The sequence below is a fragment of the Planctomycetia bacterium genome (genome assembly GCA_015200345.1).
Lineage (GTDB): Bacteria > Planctomycetota > Phycisphaerae > UBA1845 > UTPLA1 > PLA3.
Map to the genome: position 1 here is coordinate 136082 of CP054187.1, position 15854 is coordinate 151935.

General features: G+C 62.2%; 14 protein-coding genes. 7 read left to right on the plus strand and 7 right to left on the minus strand.

Annotation, left to right across the window (positions count from 1 at the left end; translation table 11 throughout):
* Position 1: 1 nt before the first annotated feature.
* From HRU71_00610 to HRU71_00630, 5 genes are all read right to left on the minus strand, one after another.
* Positions 2 to 1678 carry a SulP family inorganic anion transporter gene (locus tag HRU71_00610; GenBank protein ID QOJ02078.1) on the minus strand — a complete coding sequence of 559 codons (1677 nt, stop codon included), beginning with the start codon at positions 1676 to 1678 and terminating at the stop codon, positions 2 to 4.
* Positions 1675 to 2337, minus strand: coding sequence for a carbonic anhydrase (locus HRU71_00615; GenBank protein QOJ02079.1), 663 nt, complete (start codon positions 2335 to 2337; stop codon positions 1675 to 1677). The genes HRU71_00610 and HRU71_00615 overlap by 4 nt, the downstream gene beginning before the upstream one ends.
* 233 nt (positions 2338 to 2570) lie before the next feature.
* Positions 2571 to 2936, minus strand: coding sequence for a hypothetical protein (locus tag HRU71_00620; GenBank protein QOJ02080.1), 366 nt, complete (start codon positions 2934 to 2936; stop codon positions 2571 to 2573).
* Between the two features lie 220 nt (positions 2937 to 3156).
* Entirely contained in the window at positions 3157 to 6690 is a 3534-nt protein-coding gene (metH, locus tag HRU71_00625; protein ID QOJ02081.1) for a methionine synthase, read from the minus strand.
* 83 nt (positions 6691 to 6773) lie between these two features.
* Entirely contained in the window at positions 6774 to 7814 is a 1041-nt protein-coding gene (locus HRU71_00630; GenBank protein QOJ02082.1) for an aminotransferase class I/II-fold pyridoxal phosphate-dependent enzyme, read from the minus strand.
* Positions 7815 to 7938: 124 nt separating this feature from the next.
* On the opposite strand from HRU71_00630, the gene HRU71_00635 reads away from it, so the two are divergent.
* A complete protein-coding gene (locus tag HRU71_00635; GenBank protein QOJ02083.1) occupies positions 7939 to 8118 on the plus strand; it encodes a hypothetical protein in 180 nt (59 codons plus the stop codon).
* A gap of 15 nt (positions 8119 to 8133) precedes the next feature.
* On the opposite strand, the gene tsaB is transcribed toward HRU71_00635, so the two are convergent.
* Complete coding sequence (gene tsaB, locus HRU71_00640; GenBank protein ID QOJ02084.1) at positions 8134 to 8871, minus strand: tRNA (adenosine(37)-N6)-threonylcarbamoyltransferase complex dimerization subunit type 1 TsaB; 738 nt, start codon at positions 8869 to 8871, stop codon at positions 8134 to 8136.
* A 164-nt stretch (positions 8872 to 9035) separates the two neighbouring features.
* Between tsaB and HRU71_00645 the strand changes: the two genes are divergently transcribed.
* The 6 genes from HRU71_00645 to HRU71_00670 all read left to right on the plus strand — a co-directional run bounded on the left by HRU71_00645 (position 9036) and on the right by HRU71_00670 (position 14885).
* A complete protein-coding gene (locus HRU71_00645; protein QOJ02085.1) occupies positions 9036 to 9401 on the plus strand; it encodes an STAS domain-containing protein in 366 nt (121 codons plus the stop codon).
* A gap of 134 nt (positions 9402 to 9535) precedes the next feature.
* Entirely contained in the window at positions 9536 to 10030 is a 495-nt protein-coding gene (locus HRU71_00650; GenBank protein ID QOJ02086.1) for a hypothetical protein, read from the plus strand.
* 52 nt (positions 10031 to 10082) lie between these two features.
* Positions 10083 to 11357 (plus strand): amidohydrolase family protein, encoded by a 1275-nt coding sequence (locus tag HRU71_00655; GenBank protein QOJ02087.1) that lies wholly within the window; start codon positions 10083 to 10085, stop codon positions 11355 to 11357.
* 197 nt (positions 11358 to 11554) lie between these two features.
* Positions 11555 to 13051, plus strand: a complete 1497-nt coding sequence (locus tag HRU71_00660) for an alpha/beta fold hydrolase (GenBank protein ID QOJ02088.1) — start codon at positions 11555 to 11557, stop codon at positions 13049 to 13051.
* Between the two features lie 537 nt (positions 13052 to 13588).
* Positions 13589 to 13945 (plus strand): hypothetical protein, encoded by a 357-nt coding sequence (locus HRU71_00665; protein ID QOJ02089.1) that lies wholly within the window; start codon positions 13589 to 13591, stop codon positions 13943 to 13945.
* Between the two features lie 307 nt (positions 13946 to 14252).
* Positions 14253 to 14885, plus strand: coding sequence for a hypothetical protein (locus HRU71_00670; protein ID QOJ02090.1), 633 nt, complete (start codon positions 14253 to 14255; stop codon positions 14883 to 14885).
* A 57-nt stretch (positions 14886 to 14942) separates the two neighbouring features.
* On the opposite strand, the gene HRU71_00675 is transcribed toward HRU71_00670, so the two are convergent.
* The gene (locus HRU71_00675) at positions 14943 to 15656 is read right to left on the minus strand and encodes a single-stranded DNA-binding protein (GenBank protein QOJ02091.1); all 714 of its coding nucleotides are present in this window, start codon (positions 15654 to 15656) and stop codon (positions 14943 to 14945) included.
* Positions 15657 to 15854 lie beyond the last annotated feature (198 nt).

The following is a 15854-nucleotide window of genomic DNA, read 5'->3' on the forward strand; positions in this document are numbered from 1 at the left end:
GTCAGCGCCCGGTGGTGCCCGCGTTCTCCCGATTTCGCTGGACCGCGATGGCTTCCAGCGTGCGTGAGGCCGCCGGCGCGGGCGGCTCGCCTTCGTCGGTCTCCTGCTCCTGCCGGTGCAGCTTCGCGGTCAGCGATTCCCAATCGATTACCAGGCGACCACCGGTAGTCTCGTGCTGCTTTTCCCAGTTCATCAACAAATCGAGGCAAGCGTGGTCGATGTAGTCCAGCCGTTCGAGATGAACGTGCAGCTCGGTGTTTGGGCGGATCGTCTCCAGCGCCGACGCCAGCTTGGGGAGTGCCATGAAGGTGGCCGCGCCGCGCAGGTACATCTGCGTGCGGTTGCGCCCGAATTGATCGTCCACGCGCACGTCGAGATGCGAGAACATGTAAAGCAGTTTCGCAACGGAAAGCCCGACGCCGACGAGCACGCCGGTCAACAGATCGGCGACTACGATCGAGCCGAGCGTGGCGAGAAAGATCCACACTTCACTGCGGCCGTACTGTCGCAGATCGCGGATGGCCTTGATGTCGACCAGCTTCCAGCCCGTGAAGACGAGAATGCCGGCCAGGCTGGCGGTGGGAATCATGCGCAGCACCCACGGCAGGGCGGCGGCAAAAAGCAGCAGCCAGATTCCGTGAAGGATGGCCGAGGCGCGGGTCCGAGCGCCGGCATCGATGTTGGCAGCGCTGCGAACGATGACTCCCGTCATCGGCAACGCGCCAAGCAGGCCGCAGATCATGTTGCCGACGCCCTGCGCAGCAAGTTCTTTGTCGTATTTGCATCGGGGGCCGGAGTGCAATCGATCCACGGCCGTGGCGCACAGGAGTGTTTCGGCGCTGGCCACGAAGGCGACGGCGAGTCCGGCCAGAATAATCTGACCATCCAGCAGTCCTTTGAGTTGGGCGACGCCGGGAAAGCGGATGGATTCCGCAAGGTTGTCGGGTAGCGGCACGAGATTGATCTGGATGCCCGACAGGTAGGTGACAAACGTTGCCAGCAAAACGGCAACGAGTGGGCCGGGAATGCCCCGAACCTGTTTCGGTACGAGTCGCCACAGCAAGATGACCACGATCGTCAGTGCACCAACGCGTGCCGCGAAATGATGCGGCGAATCATCCATCGGGACGATTCCTTTCCAAACGGCTTCCGGTATTGAGATTAAATTGGCCAAGCCGCTTCCCTTCGGAGCATCGTCCACCATGACGTGGAACTGACTGGCGAAAATGAGCACGCCGATGCCCGAGAGCATTCCGCGAATCACCGCGGGCGACACGGCGCGGAACCACTGGCCGAGTTTCAGAACCCCCGCGAGCAGTTGCACCGTGCCGGCGATCAGCACGATCGTGCCGAGGATCGCAACGCCGGAGAGTTCCTTCGGCCCCTCTCGCTGCACGATCTCGTATATCATGACGCTTAGGCCGGCCGCCGGGCCGCTGACTTGAAGCGGCGCGCCGGCGAGCAGGCCGACGACGATGCCGCCGACAATGCCGGTGATGATGCCGGCCGCCGGCTCGACGCCCGATGCGATGGCGATACCCATGCAAAGCGGCAGGGCGACAAGAAAGACGACAATCGACGCCAGCAGGTCCCGCCCAAGTGTGGCGGCGCTGAACCGGGGCGCTACGCCGTTCGCCGATTGGAGCGGCGGGGTGGTGTCAGCATGCGCTGCGCTCATCGACTCCTCCGTGCGCGCTTTGCGGATTGCGCCGTCTGACCGCGTTGTGTGAGCGAACGGAACTGATTGGAAACGCAGTCATAGGCAGCCACATCCCCGGTCGCGATGTCGTACGTCCACGCATGAAGTCGCAGATTGCCCGCCGTCAGTTTGGCCGCGACCGACGGATGCGTCCGAAGGTTGTCCAGCTGAATGAGCACGTTGCGCTCGATGGCGAGCCTCACCTGTTGCTTGAGCGGCAGGTGCCCGTAATTCGTCGAGACGACGCGCCGAGTCCCTTCGGCGTGACGTAACCACGAAGCGACCGCCGGCAGGCCGGTAAGGGGCGTCGGTTGCATCAGGGCGTTCATCGCACCGCAATCGGAATGGCCGCAGACAATGATGTCGATGACATCGAGTTTGGCGACGGCGAACTCGATGGTGGCCGATTCGCTGTCGTCGCCGGCGTGGTAGGCCGGCACCATGTTGCCGGGGTTCCGCATGATGAACAGTTCACCGGGATCTGTCTGCGTGATCAGGTTGGGGTGCACGCGCGAGTCGCTGCACGCGATGAACAGAGCGCGGGGCCGCTGCTGCTTGGCGAGCTTTTGAAACAGCGCCTTTTTGGCGGGAAACACCTTGTCGTGAAAATGACGGACGCCTTGAAGGATCTTATCCATTACTGCTGAACTCCTTGTCGCGGTGATGTTGGTCGCTTCGTCGTGAAAAGCAACAGCGCGGCATGGACCGCGAATCTGCAACGAGTTTGTGAACCAGCTCAAGGGTAGGGGGCCGGTCAGGGAAAACGGGCCGGCGGAAGGCCCGTCAGCGGTTGCGATGCACGGGATTCGTCGCGGCGTGAACAACCAAACAACCTCGTCGCGATCGGCGCCCCGGCGGAACCGCGCAGGCATCAACACAGTAGGGGAGCGCCCAAGCCGTTGCGCAGGTCGTGTTCGGCCGCCACAATCTCCGGAAGATGCCTCCCAGACACGTCCGTTCCGGCTGGGCGCCACGGTGGCTTTTGGCCGACGTCGCAGTACCGGTGATGAAACTCCTCGTCGCGGGGCCGCGGGGCTTCTTCTTTGATCTCGTTGAGATTCGTCGGCCGAGATTCTTCTTCTGATCCGGTTTGCGCGGCGCGTACCACGCTGGGCGATATTGAACCCCACAGCGCGGGCACGCCCAAGACCAGCAGGAAACAGCAAACCAGTGACATCCAGCAATGCGCTGAATGCGTTTGAATGCAGCTAAGGGTGCGGGCGAGGAGCTTCAGCATTCGTCCCTTCATCATCTCGCGAAGCTGTTCTGGCGATCGGCGCTGGCGGCAACTTGCCAAGCCCAATGATAGCAGACCTGCCCGGCCAAGGCCACTCGACAATCGGCACTGATCGCGGTTCGGATTGAAACACAAGCGCTACCAACACCCGTCAATCCGACGTCGGAACGGCGGACAGTGCTCCGGTGGTAGTGTGCTTTGTCAAGCAGGTGCTTGTTCGCTACGACGGCGAAACATCCAGCCGCTGTTCCAATTGCTCGTCCACCCGCGCGCCTTTGATCGTGAAGTACTTCGCCTCGGGGTGGTGCGTGATGATCGCGCTGGTGCTTTGTTCGGGTTCGAGTTGATACTCCTCGCTCAATTCGATGCCGATCCGCCCCGGTTCAAGGAGCGGCCAGAGCTTCGCCTGGTCCTCGAGGTTCGGACAGGCGGGGTAACCGAAGCTGTAGCGGCTACCGCGATAACCCTGCCGGAACAGGGCCCGGACATCGCGTTCGTCGTCATCGGCGATACCCAGTTCCATGCGAATCTGCTTGTGCATGTACTCGGCCAGCGCCTCGGCCGCCTCGACCCCCAGACCGTGCAAATGCAGATAGTCGCGATACAGGTTTTTCTCAAACCACTGCCGCGCCACGTCGCTGGCGGCGCGGCCTACTGTGACGATGTGAAATGCAACGACATCGGTCTCACCACTTTCGAGCGGGCGCCAGAAATCGGAGAGGCATAGATAAGGCGGCGTCGGTTGACGGGGGAAGCGGAAGCGCATGATTTCGCGCCCCCGCGCCGGTGGCGAACCGTCGGCGGGGGGGGCGTACACAATGAGATCAGGGCCGTCGCTGTTGCACGGCCAGTAACCATAGATTGCCTGCGGCACGAGAATTTTCTCCTTCGCGCAGCGGCGGGCGAGGTCGTGCAGAATCGGGCGCACCTCACGGCGAATGTAATCGTCGTATTCATCCTTATTGCGACCGGCCGGTGTGTATTGCCATTGGACGCCGAAAAGCATTTTTTCATTGATGTACGGCATCACGGTTTGCAGATCAATCTTCTCGATCACGCGCGAGCCCCAGAAGGGCGGCTGCGGAATGGGGTTGGTCGTCGCCACGCCGCTGCGCGGCGGCGCTTCCACGCCGAGCGGTACGGGCACGCCTGTGCCGGTCTTGCGCCGCGGTGCAACAGGTGCGTCGGCTTCCACCAGCGGCTTGCCGTCTGCGAGCCGGTTCATCAGGGCGAGGCCGTCGAAGGCGTCCTTCGCGTAGGCGAGCGGACCTTTGTAGATGCCGCGCAGGTCGTCCTCGACGTAGCTGCGCGTCAGCGCCGCGCCGCCGAGGATCACGGGCATGGTCAGGCCGCGCTCGTTCAGCACGATCAGGTCGTCGCGCATGACAAGCGTAGATTTCACGAGCAGGCCCGACAGCCCGATGGCGTCGGCCCGGTGCTTCTCGAAGGCCTCGATCACGTTGGCGATCGGCTGCTTGATGCCGAGATTGTGCACCGTGTAGCCGTTGTTGGTCAGAATGATATCGACAAGATTCTTGCCGATGTCGTGCACGTCCCCCTTGACGGTGGCAAGGACAATGGTGCCCTTGCTGTCGCCCTGCACGCGCTCCATGTGCGGTTCGAGAAAGGCAACGGCGGCCTTCATCGTCTCGGCGCTGGACAACACGAACGGCAATTGCATCTTGCCCGCGCCAAACAAGTCGCCGACGACTTTCATGCCGTCGAGCAGGATCGTATTGATAATCTCCAGCGGCTTGTGGCGCTGCATCGCCTCGTCGAGATCTTTCTCCAGACCGATGCGATCACCGTCGATGATCCGCTGCTTCAGCCGCTCTTCCACGGGCAAGTAGGCGTTGGACTTCTTCTCCGCGCCGAGTTTCTCACCCTCACCAAAAAGCTGAATGAACGCCTGCAACGGGTCGTAGCCCTCGCGCCGCCGGTCGTAGAGCAAATCCAACGCCGTGTTCCATCGTTCATCGGAAATCTTCGTCCGCGGCAGAATCTTGCTCGCATGCACGATCGCCGCAGTCAATCCACGCTGCATCGCTTCGTGAAGAAACACGCTGTTCAGTACGGCCCGCGCGGCCGGAGACAAGCCGAAGCTGACGTTGCTCAATCCGAGGATCGAGCCGCAGCGCGGCATTTCCGTCATGATTCGCTCGATGCCGTCGAGTGTCTCCAACGCGAGCCGACGATCGGCCTCCGTGCCCGTCGTGACCGGGAACGTCAGGCAGTCGAACAGAATGTCTTCCTCGGCGATGCCGTACTTGTTGGTCAGCAAATCATGCAGCCGCTTCGCGATCTCAAGCTTGCGATCGGCGGTTTTGGCCATCGCCTCGGTCGGATCCTCGTCGATGGTCAGCGCAACCACCGCCGCGCCGTACTTGCGGAGCAGCGGGCAGATACGCTCGAGTTTCTCTTCGCCGTCTTCCAGATTCACCGAGTTGACGATGCATTTCCCGCCGGCACGCTTCAGGCCGGCCTCGAGCACCTGCCACTCGGTCGAATCCAGCATCAATGGCACGGTCACGTCCTGTGCATAGCGCGCGATCAGCTTATCCATGTCGGGCACGCCATCGCGCCCGACGTAGTCCACGCACACATCCAGCACGTGCGCGCCTTCCTTGACCTGCTCGCGGCCGACGTCGACCAGCCCGTCGAGGTCGCCGGCCAGCAGGAGCTCGCGGAACTTTTTGCTGCCGTTGGTATTGCTCCGTTCACCGACGATCAGAAAGCTGTTGTCCTGCCGCAGGGTGACCGCCTGGTAAATGCTCGATACGCTCGGCTGGTGGAGCGGTTTGCGCGGAGCGGGCTTGAGACCATGAACCGCTTCGACCACTGCGGCAAGGTGTGCGGGCGTCGTTCCGCAGCAGCCGCCGACGAGATTGACGCCGTCGGTGACGACGAACTCCTTCAGCCAGCGCGCCAATTCGTTTGGCGTCAGTGCGTAATGTGTTCTGCCGTTTACAAGTTGCGGCAGACCGGCGTTGGGCACAACGCTGACATAGCGCGTACAATGGCGGCCCAGAAACCGAACGTGCTCCGACATCTCCTGCGGGCCGGTCGCGCAGTTCAGACCGATCACCTGCACCTGCGGATAGGCTTCCAGCGCCGTCATGGCCGCGCCAATCTCCGTGCCGACGAGCATCGTGCCGGTCACTTCGATCGTCACCTGCGCGATGATGGGAACCTGCCGGCCGGCTTCGTGCATGGCGCGGGTCGCGCCGCAGATCGCCGCTTTCGTTTGCAGAATGTCCTGACAGGTCTCAATGATGAATGCGTCGACGCCGCCATCGAGCAGTCCGCGCGCTTGTTCGGCGTAGCTGTCTTCGAGGATGTCAAACGTCGTATGCCCCAGCGTTGGCAGCTTCGTACCAGGCCCCATCGACCCGAGTACGAATCGTGGACGATCGGGCGTGGCGAAGCCGTCGCAGGCGCGGCGCGCGATCCGAGCGGCCGTCGCATTAAGCGACCGCGTCTGATCGGCCATGTCGAATTCGGCGAGAACAATTTTGTTCGCGCCAAAGGTGTTGGTCTCGACGCAATCAACGCCGACGCGCAGGAAGTCGGTGTGAATGGACTCAATCAGTTCCGGCCGGGTCTTGAGCAGCACTTCCGGGCAGTTCTCGCAGCCGCAGTAATCCTTTTCGACGGACAAGTCGTGCGCATAGATGCTGGTGCCCATGGCGCCGTCGATGACGACGACACGCTGGGAGAGCAGGTTCAACAATGGGTTGTTTGAAGACCAGTGCATTTCGTCAGTATGTCTCGCAGGGCACGACATTGTAGCCGAAACACCTGCATGGGTGGGATCATCGTCGTTGTTGAATGCCGCGTTCAGGCAATCGAATGTTGTACCGCAATTAGTGCTTTATCGACCCCTGCGGAGGAAACATCCAGGTGCGTCACTCCGCGAAGCCGCGTCGGCTGCAGGAGTCCGCTAAACCGTACGCCGTACGACGCGAGGCGCTCGAGAAAAGCCGAACGCGTCACACCCGTCCCGGCGATGTCGAAGATGACTATATTTGTCTCAACAGCCGGCCCGTCCACGGAGATCCCCCGGATGGCCGCCAGACCCTCCGCCAGCTTTCGCGCGTTGGCATGGTCCTCTGCCAGCCGCTCCACATGGTGCTCCAGCGCGTAGACACCCGCCGCCGCGAGAATCCCCGCCTGCCGCATCGCGCCGCCGAACGTGTGCTTGTACCGCCAGGCCTGCGCGATGAACTCGCGTGTCCCGGCTAGAACGCCGCCCGCCGGACACCCCAGCCCCTTCGAAAGATCAATCCAGCACGAATCGAACGGCTCGCAGTACGCCCGCGCGCTCGTTCCGCTTGCCACCACAGCGTTCATCAGACGCGCGCCGTCAAGGTGACACATCAACCCGTGCTTCCGCGCGATCGCAGCGACGGATCGAATCGCCTCGATCGGCCACACCCGCCCGCCATGAAGATTGTGCGTGTTCTCGACGCACACCAAGCGCGACCGGGGAAAATGCGGATCGTCCGGTCGAATCGCCGCCTCGACCTGCTCCGCTGTGAAGACGCCGGTCTTCGTTTCAATCGCCCGCACCGCCGCTCGGCTGTGCACCGCCGGACCGCCGCCTTCGAAATGCACCGGGTGACTTAGCGAATCAATGATGATCTCGTCGCCCGGCCGACAGTGAATCGCATGGGCGACCAGGTTGCACATCGTCCCCGTCGGCAGGAACAGCGCCGCCTCCTTGCCGGTCAGCTCGGCGACCATTTCCTGAAGCCGGTTCACCGACGGGTCTTCACGCTTCTGCTCATCGCCCACTTCCGCCGACGCAATGGCCCGGCGCATGCCCTCGGTCGGCCGAGTCTGTGTGTCGCTGGAGAGGTCGATCGGAAACCGGTTCATGGGGACATTTCCTCCGTGGCGGCCTTCATTCTATGCCGAGCCGTCCGCCTTTGCAGACCGACTTGCCGATGGTATATGCTGTAGGACGAGTGGGGAGAGGCCCTCCCCGTGCATGGAGGCCGTCATGAAGGCATATCGTCGTCGAAAATGGTTTGCCCTTGCCGCGCTGACCGTCGGCACCGCAATGCAGCTTTCCACCTGCCGCGAGGACCTGGCCCTGTTCGGCCTGCGCACGGCATTCAGTTCAATCACGCTGCCGATCAACGAGCTGATTCGCGCCTTGATCTTCGGAGCGGCCGTCTAGCGCGAATCGTCCGGCTCATGGCACCTGCCTGCCTTGAGGCGCATGACGCCGTTCCCACAATTCCTCGGCTTCAGGTCTGCGAACGTACAACGGCACGAGTTCGTGCGCCGGGGTGAACGTGCCTGCTTGAGCCAGTGACCATCCGATCCGATGCACCATCGCAGCACGGGGCCACCACAACGATTCTTCGAGTGCCACGGCGCCGGATGCTTCGATTGCCTCGCTATGATAATTCACTCCCTCTCCAGTCACGTACCAATGCCCGCCCGCCAGCAACTCCGATGGCGTGGTGAGCAGGGGGCCTTGCCGTCGCTCATATCGTCCGGCGCGCATTTCATACAACGCGCCGAAAACCTGTTTACGCTTGGCGTCCAATACAACTGCGAGCCGATCAGGAGGATTTGAGAGCGAGCGAGCGTTTTCCGCGATCACATCCAGCGTCGGTACCGCGACGATCTTCACGCCGATCGCCAGCGCCAGGTGACGAGCAAACGTGACCGCCACGCGCAGTCCCGTAAAACTCCCCGGTCCGATCGACACGTAACAATGATCCAGGCGCGGAACCTGACGCGCATCGTCAATAAATTTGCTGCCCAGTTTGCGACACAGGGCGGCGGCCGCCGGAAGCATTTCACGAGCGTGTTCGGCATCGGTCGCGAACGCCGATTCCAACGCGAGCGCTTCCCCCAGCGCCAGCGCGACCGAACCGCGTCGGCCGCTTGTTTCGATGGTGAGAATGCGTGGAAGTGACATCGCGGAGTGATCCGATCAATGCAGGTTGCCCGCCGAATCCGTGCGGAAGCGCCTTCGTCGTGTCTTTGTGCCCCGAACCACTTGAGAGTAGGATAGGTGGGCTTTTGAATCGCGTAAACGGCGACGAGCACGCGCCAAATCGCGATCATTCAGGACCCTCGCACATGCCCGCATCCCGATTGGTCATACAAGACTACGCCGGCGTCACCGTTGTCACGTTTTCCGACAGTTCGATTCTTGACACGGCGACCATCGCTCAAATCGGCAACGACTTGTTTCAGTTGCCGGATGTTCAGAACAAGCAGAAAATCATCCTCGATTTCATCAACGTCAAGTTTCTTTCCTCGCACGCACTGGGAGTTCTCATCACGCTGAATAAAAAACTCACAGCGATCAAAGGCTCCCTTTCGATTTGCAGCCTCCGCCCAGAACTGATGAAAGTCTTCACCATCACCAGCCTCGACAAGCTGTTTAAGTTCTTCCCGAACGATGCGGCGGCTCTCAAATCTTTTGGCGTTCACATCAAATAGATCGCTCCGTTTTTTGAACCGCCCCGCAAGGCTGTCTGCCACTTGCGGCTGCCGATCCGCCCCGATACCATCCACCTCTTCCCCTCGGTCGATGCGGCCGCCGGGCAACCTCGCCGAAGCGAATGGAGTCCTACATGTTGAAACGCAGTATGGTTGTTGCAGTCGGCGTCGTTTCGCTCGGTGCCGCCTGCACCGTGCCGAGCATTGGAATTCCGTGCTCGTTGAATCTCAACTCGCCCGAGTTCGGCTTTGCGCTGACCATGCCGGCCGGGTTTGCCTGCGGTTCGGTGGTAAACGTGCCGACGCCGGTGATCGTGGCCTGGGTGAATTACGTCAACTCCGCCGCCGACAGCACCGCCGATGTCATCGTGGTAGCAAACAGCGGTGGGGATGGCAACGGAAACGGTGCCGAGCCGCCCGGGCAGAGCGAGGACCTGGGTGAGTACACCTCGACCGGCAACATTGTCTTCGGCCTGGCCAAGACCACGTCCCAGGGGCAGACGACTTATGCCGGCGTGACCGAGTTGAGCGGACAGCGGCTTCTTTTTGTGGGTCTTCGCAAGGCCGGAGACGACGCCTCGCAGCTCGACGTGCTCAAGTCGATCCTCGATACGGTTCAGAAGCTGTAGCGCTCCGCGCCGGCGGCGCGACCGCTAACCGCCGCAACAGGCCCTTCGCGTCGTGACGATCTTTCGCGCCAAGCTCGTCTGCCCGGTTGAGGCGCCGCCGATCCTCGACGGCGCGCTCACGGTCGATTCGAGCGGTCGCATCGCGGCCATCGGTCCTGCCTGTGATGCACCGCCCGGACCTCGTAACGACTTGGGAAATTGCGCGATCTTCCCGGGGTTGATCAACGCCCACGCGCACCTCGACCTTGCCGGTCCGCGCGATGAAATCAAGCCGCGGTCCCTCTGGGACTGGTTCGAGTCGTCGATTCTTCCCCGGCGGCTTGTCACGTCCGACGATGTTCAGCGGGCCGTTGCGACCGGCGCGGCGGCATCGCTTGCTTGCGGCGTGACGTGCATCGCGGACGTCTCTCGAACAGGAGAAGCCGTGCCCGTGCTCGCGGGCACGCCCTTGCGCGCCCGCTGCTTCGTGGAGTTGATCAGCGGCGCGTCGCGTCCGCCCAATGACCTCGCCTCGCTTGATGAAGCCCTGCACCAGCTGACGAGGTTTGAAAGAACTCATCAACTCGAGTTGGCGGTTTCGCCGCATACGCCGTACACCGTTTCGCGCGAGGATGCCGCGGCGACGGTTCGTCAGGCTCGCGAGGCGAACGCCCCGCTCATGACGCACTTTCTGGAGACCGGCGAGGAACGCGCATGGCTGACGGCGGCCGAGCGCGCTTCAGTGGCCGCCGCCGTGGTCGAGCGATTCCTCGCAATGGCGAACCTGCCCACGCGCGGGCTGCCCGCTCCGGATTCGCCGCTGGCCTGGCTGCGCGAAACGGGCATGTTGTGCGAGAGCGGCGGTCCTGCTCCCACAACAATTTTGGCACATGTCAACTATGTCGACGATGCCGTTCTTACAGCAATTGCCCGGGCCGGCGTGAGCATCGCATACTGCCCTCGCACGCATGATTATTTCGGACACCCACCGCACCGATGGCGCGACATGCTCGCCGCGGGCGTGAATGTTTGCATTGGCACGGACAGCCTTGCGAGCAATCCCGACTTGTCCATCCTGGAGGAGCTTCGATTTCTACGCCGTCACGCGCCCGAAGTGCCGCCGAAAACCCTCATGCGTCTCGCTACACTCCACGGTGCGGCAGCGGTGGGGTGGAGCGACGCAATCGGCGAGCTTGTCCCGGGCCGATTCGCCGATTTCTTCGCGGTTCCGCTACCGACCATCCTGCCAGATGACCCCATCGGCTGGCTGCTTGATTCAGATGCCGTGGCAGTCGAAACGTGGGTGTGGGGCCAGCGCGTGGGCAGGTCGGACGCCGCCATTTATTGACATATGTACTATTTGCAGGTGCGGGGCCTCCCGCCGCCGTCGCGGTAATCACGCCCGCTGAAATGACTTGCATGCATTCCGGCCCTAACGTCCGCGAACACTTGCTCTAATTGCTTAAAAATGATAAACTTACGTACTCGGCCAGGTGCTCCGGAGCTACGCGGTTCCCCCCAACCGCGCCCGGACCCTGGCCCTTTTTGGTTGCTCATGGATGCGACCTCACTCCCGTTTTCTCCGTTCGGCCTGATTCGTCGTGTTCTTCCGTCCCTGTTAGAGTCCTCTATGTAATGATTCGACTCGATCGACTTTCGTGCCTTCTCTTCTTCCCTTTCATCGCATTCGGCGCGGCGGGATGCCTCTCCGAGCAGTCGTTCCCGATGCGAGAAGGCGATCTCGCGCCGAGGACGGTGGTCCATGCGCCGAACACGCCGCCACCCACCGCGCGCGAATGGCTTGCACAGGTCAGCACGCAACTCCAACACCTCTTGCCGCCCGGAACAACGCCGCCCCTCGTGACCGATGAATTGACGCGCGATGGCAAGCCGCTCGATGTCATGGCGCATTTCGGCCGCAACCCTCGGCGCCTGCAACAACTCTTCGGCAATTTCAGCGGCATCGTTCACACCGCCCAATGCGTCGGAGCGGGCTTCAATCCTGGCGAGGGCGCTCCGTGGCCCGGCTTCGAGGAGGTCTGGATTCCCGTCCGCGATGATTTGTCCCTCTGCGGATGGCTCGCGATGGCCCGCGAGGGCGGCCGTTCCGAGGCCCCGATCCTCGATTCCAATTGCATCGTGTTGCTGCCGGGACTGCTCGGCAATCACGAAATCAATCGCACGCGCGATCTGGCCCGCGCGCTGCTTGACAACGGACACCACGTTCTTTCCATCGAGTTGCGCGGCCATGGCAAGACCGATCTCCGTTACCCGGACATCGGTTACAACTTCGGCGTCACCGAAGTGCAGGATCTCATGATCGTCTCGGAATGGCTTGAAGAACATCCGCACATCCGTGGCACCGGACTCATCGGGTTCTGCTGGGGCGCGAACACCGCCATGATCGCCGCGTGGTTTGACGGCCGCTCATCCGATGATCCGAATCTGTCACCGCGGCAACGTGACATCCTCGGTGCGCCCCGCCCGGGACGTCATTTTTCCGCCGGCGTGATCGCCTTCAGCCCGACGCTGCGTTTCGAGGAAATCCTGGAAATTCTCAAGTCGCCGCGCAGCATGACGCAGGAACCAATGTACGCCGGATTGCAGGACATGGTCCGCGGCCGTGCGAAGCACAAAGGATACCCCAATCCAAGCGGCGACTTGCGCTGGTTGATCGATCGCGAATACGAACGAAGCATTCTTAATTACCCCGATGCGGTGGAAGAAGGGCTGACGTTTCTTCGCTGGATGCCGTTTCAAGACCCGCGAGCCCACGGCGATCAAGCTTCCGTCAAACCCGCGCACGACAAGTCCTCGTCCATCAGAATCCCGACCCTGATTGTCGCCGCCGCAAACGATCCCCTCGTCGGCGGGCAGCAACTGGCCGATTACATCGCCGGCGTGAAGAACCCAAACGTCGCCGCGCTGCTCACCCCTGGCGGCGGCCACGTCGGCTTCGCCGCGTGGAATCGGCAGTACTACTTCAATCTGATTCTCGCCTTCTTCGACACCCGCCACGGCCCGGGGGCGCAACGCCCGTAGCCACTAAGAGGAGCCGCAGAATGATTCATAGGGTGTGGCACCCGCCGCGGCGGGTGAATCACAGGCGAGACGGCTGTGCCACAGGTGAATGCTCATCGCGGCTTCACTTAGCCTCTTCCCGATAGCGGTCTGCGCCCTTACAGGCCGGGGAATACGTGCGGCTTCCTCGAAGCAGCCCGGATTCACTCAATCCTCGTGCCTTCCCCGGCGGGTACGGTTGACTACTTCTCGCTGGCCACGGTCCACGATCTTCCGGACCACGACTCACGGCTATTGGCTCACGGCTTCTGGCATACGACTGACGGTTCACGGCTTCTATCCGGCACACGGCCACTGCTTCTACGTGGCGAGCGGTTACCGGCGGCGGGCACAGGGCTTATGGCAAACCGCAAACAGTCCGAAAATTTCCCTTGACACGCTTTCGGCAACTGTGTTATACTGCTGTCATCTTGTGGAGGCGGGCTTGCCGCCCATACGGGCAATCGGGCGGCGAGAACTGTCCCGTTGGCGCGTCGTTGGACGCAGGAGGCCCAACCAATGGACCGTCGTAGCTCGCTTCGACCCGTAGCCGTTCTTGAGCGATCGTCGACGTGGCCCATGCCCAACGACGGGGCTGACCTGACATTGATGCCGCAACAGGTGTTCGATCAGGTCATGGCCAACGCGGGATGTCGACTCCCGCTGTCCAACCCGGCATTGGACTCGTACGATCAGGCGCTCCGTGCCGCGCAGCTCATCACCGGCAACTCGCCGAGCAATGTCGTGTTCCCCGATAACCTTCCAACGAACGACGGCAACCCCGGCACGCCGATTCTGCTCTCCCCCGCGAATCAGGCCACCGGCGTCTCGACCACCGTCACGCTGACGTGGGATGAAAGCGATGAGGACGGATGACTATGTTGTTTATATAGGCGCAAGCACTCCCTTGACAAACCCGACCGCAACAACGACGAATACGCAATGGCAGGCAACGGGATTGCAGGCCAACACACTTTATCACTGGCGCGTTGTTGCCCGAGATAGTTGCGAAAATACGGCGGGTTCCGAAGTACGATCGTTCACGACTGAATAACTGGTCAGGGAGTTGCATCATGCGTTGGTTTTCCCTTTGAGTGTGGCTGTTTGCCTAATTCAACCAACGGCGATCCGCGCAGAAATCGTCGTTTGGCAGATTGCAGAGGCACTGACTCCAAATGCTTTCGTGCAACAACAGGGCACAACCTATACGCGCCTCGACCTCGGCTGCAATGCCACCGTTGGCGAGTGCAAATGGAGAATTACTACGCACGCGTGGATAGGCAACGGCACGTTCACCAACTATTCGCTTTGGATTCGCGATCCGGCCGGCGCGGCCACGCAGTTGAGCCTCTCTGAAACAAGCGTGGCGGGGGCGCCCTTTACCAATCATCTTCTGCCCCCAGTTGAGAACCGCCCCGACGGCGTGCTGTCATCGCTCATTGTCGGTTTGCCGCAGGGCGGAAGCCCGATCCCGGCCGGGCCGACCATCTACAACCTGCACAGTTACGTTTTGACGTCGCAGGCCGGCGTCGCCCCCGGCACGCTGACGCAGCTTCGCGCCGGCTCCGAGGGTTTCGGTGGTTTCGAGCCTGCTGTCCAACCCCCCTTCAACACCCGCCGAGTCGTCGCATTCGGCGCGAATCCCGGCTTCCAGATTGCCGGCGGGGAATGGCCCAACCCGGTCATTCACATCAATTACGTCCCCGAGCCAACCACGGCCGCGATGCTCCTCGCCCCGGCGGTGCTGTTGTGGCCTCGGCGCAGGACGCGGCATCGCGCGTACCGACGCGGCAAGATGAGTGAGTCAATCGTGTAGGTCGGGTCAGCAGGCCCGACAAGCCGAACGCGCGATCCCCGCGCTCGTTGCGACGACTTAACGCTGCACAATCCCCATCCGTCGCATCTGCTCCATCGCCTGCTTCGCCCAGCCCTTGTTCGCCAGCGGACTGGCGGGACTGGGGTGCAGGATGCGGCCGATCGTCACGGGCAGGCCGTTCAGCGCGGTGGTCGCGCGCGCCTCGACGAACCCGCCGACGGCCACGACGAACTTCGGTCGGTAATATTCCGCCAAGTCGCGCAGCGCGCCGTCGCACGCGGCGAAGAGCGGCTCGCGCTCGCGCGCCGGCAGCTTGTCCGGCGTGAGGTTCTTGCCCGATTCCTCCATGAAACAGAGTGGGCAATAATTCAAGACCATAAACCGGCGGAAAAACTTCTCCGGCGTGCCGAACGCATCGCGCGCCCAGCCCCAGATTCGCCGACCGCTCACTTCGCTCCGCTTGCACGCCAGACCCAGGATTGGTCGCTTGGGGTGTTGGTCAACCGGCGGCTTGATGCCATCGCGGATGCCCAGCCAGCCGCGTACAACGTTGACCTCGCCGAACGGGATACCGGTCTGGGCCATGCCCCAGGGTCCGGGGTTCATGCCGATCAGGAGGACTTCGCGGGGGCCGTCGCCGAATTGGCGAAGGTACGTCGAGAATGCACCGAATGCATAGTCCAGCGGGTTATAGACCTTCGCAACGGGAGAGCGGAACCGCAACCGCCCGACCTTCTGGGCCAACTCCTTTGAAATCGTCAGTGGACGCATGGCGGGGATCATAATCGCCGAACAGGAGGAGGCCTCGGGCCGATCTGAACGGGACCGAGCTAAACTCGACTGCGCGTTCACCCGCTGGACAACCCGGCCGCCGATTTCATACAGTAATGGCGCGTTGAGTCTTAGGCCGGACCAGTCAGTTTCCGAACAAGGCGCGTGCGCCGACCCCAGTGGGCGGCGCGGTCGCTG

Bases quoted from the DNA above. Each gene is read 5' to 3' on its own strand.
- HRU71_00610 (QOJ02078.1), bottom strand. From the start codon at position 1,678: ATGAGCGCAGCGCATGCTGACACCACCCCGCCGCTCCAATCGGCGAAC.
- HRU71_00615 (QOJ02079.1), bottom strand. From the start codon at position 2,337: ATGGATAAGATCCTTCAAGGCGTCCGTCATTTTCACGACAAGGTGTTT.
- HRU71_00620 (QOJ02080.1), bottom strand. From the start codon at position 2,936: ATGCTGAAGCTCCTCGCCCGCACCCTTAGCTGCATTCAAACGCATTCA.
- metH (QOJ02081.1), bottom strand. From the start codon at position 6,690: ATGCACTGGTCTTCAAACAACCCATTGTTGAACCTGCTCTCCCAGCGT.
- HRU71_00630 (QOJ02082.1), bottom strand. From the start codon at position 7,814: ATGAACCGGTTTCCGATCGACCTCTCCAGCGACACACAGACTCGGCCG.
- HRU71_00635 (QOJ02083.1), top strand. From the start codon at position 7,939: ATGAAGGCATATCGTCGTCGAAAATGGTTTGCCCTTGCCGCGCTGACC.
- tsaB (QOJ02084.1), bottom strand. From the start codon at position 8,871: ATGTCACTTCCACGCATTCTCACCATCGAAACAAGCGGCCGACGCGGT.
- HRU71_00645 (QOJ02085.1), top strand. From the start codon at position 9,036: ATGCCCGCATCCCGATTGGTCATACAAGACTACGCCGGCGTCACCGTT.
- HRU71_00650 (QOJ02086.1), top strand. From the start codon at position 9,536: ATGTTGAAACGCAGTATGGTTGTTGCAGTCGGCGTCGTTTCGCTCGGT.
- HRU71_00665 (QOJ02089.1), top strand. From the start codon at position 13,589: ATGGACCGTCGTAGCTCGCTTCGACCCGTAGCCGTTCTTGAGCGATCG.
- HRU71_00675 (QOJ02091.1), bottom strand. From the start codon at position 15,656: ATGCGTCCACTGACGATTTCAAAGGAGTTGGCCCAGAAGGTCGGGCGG.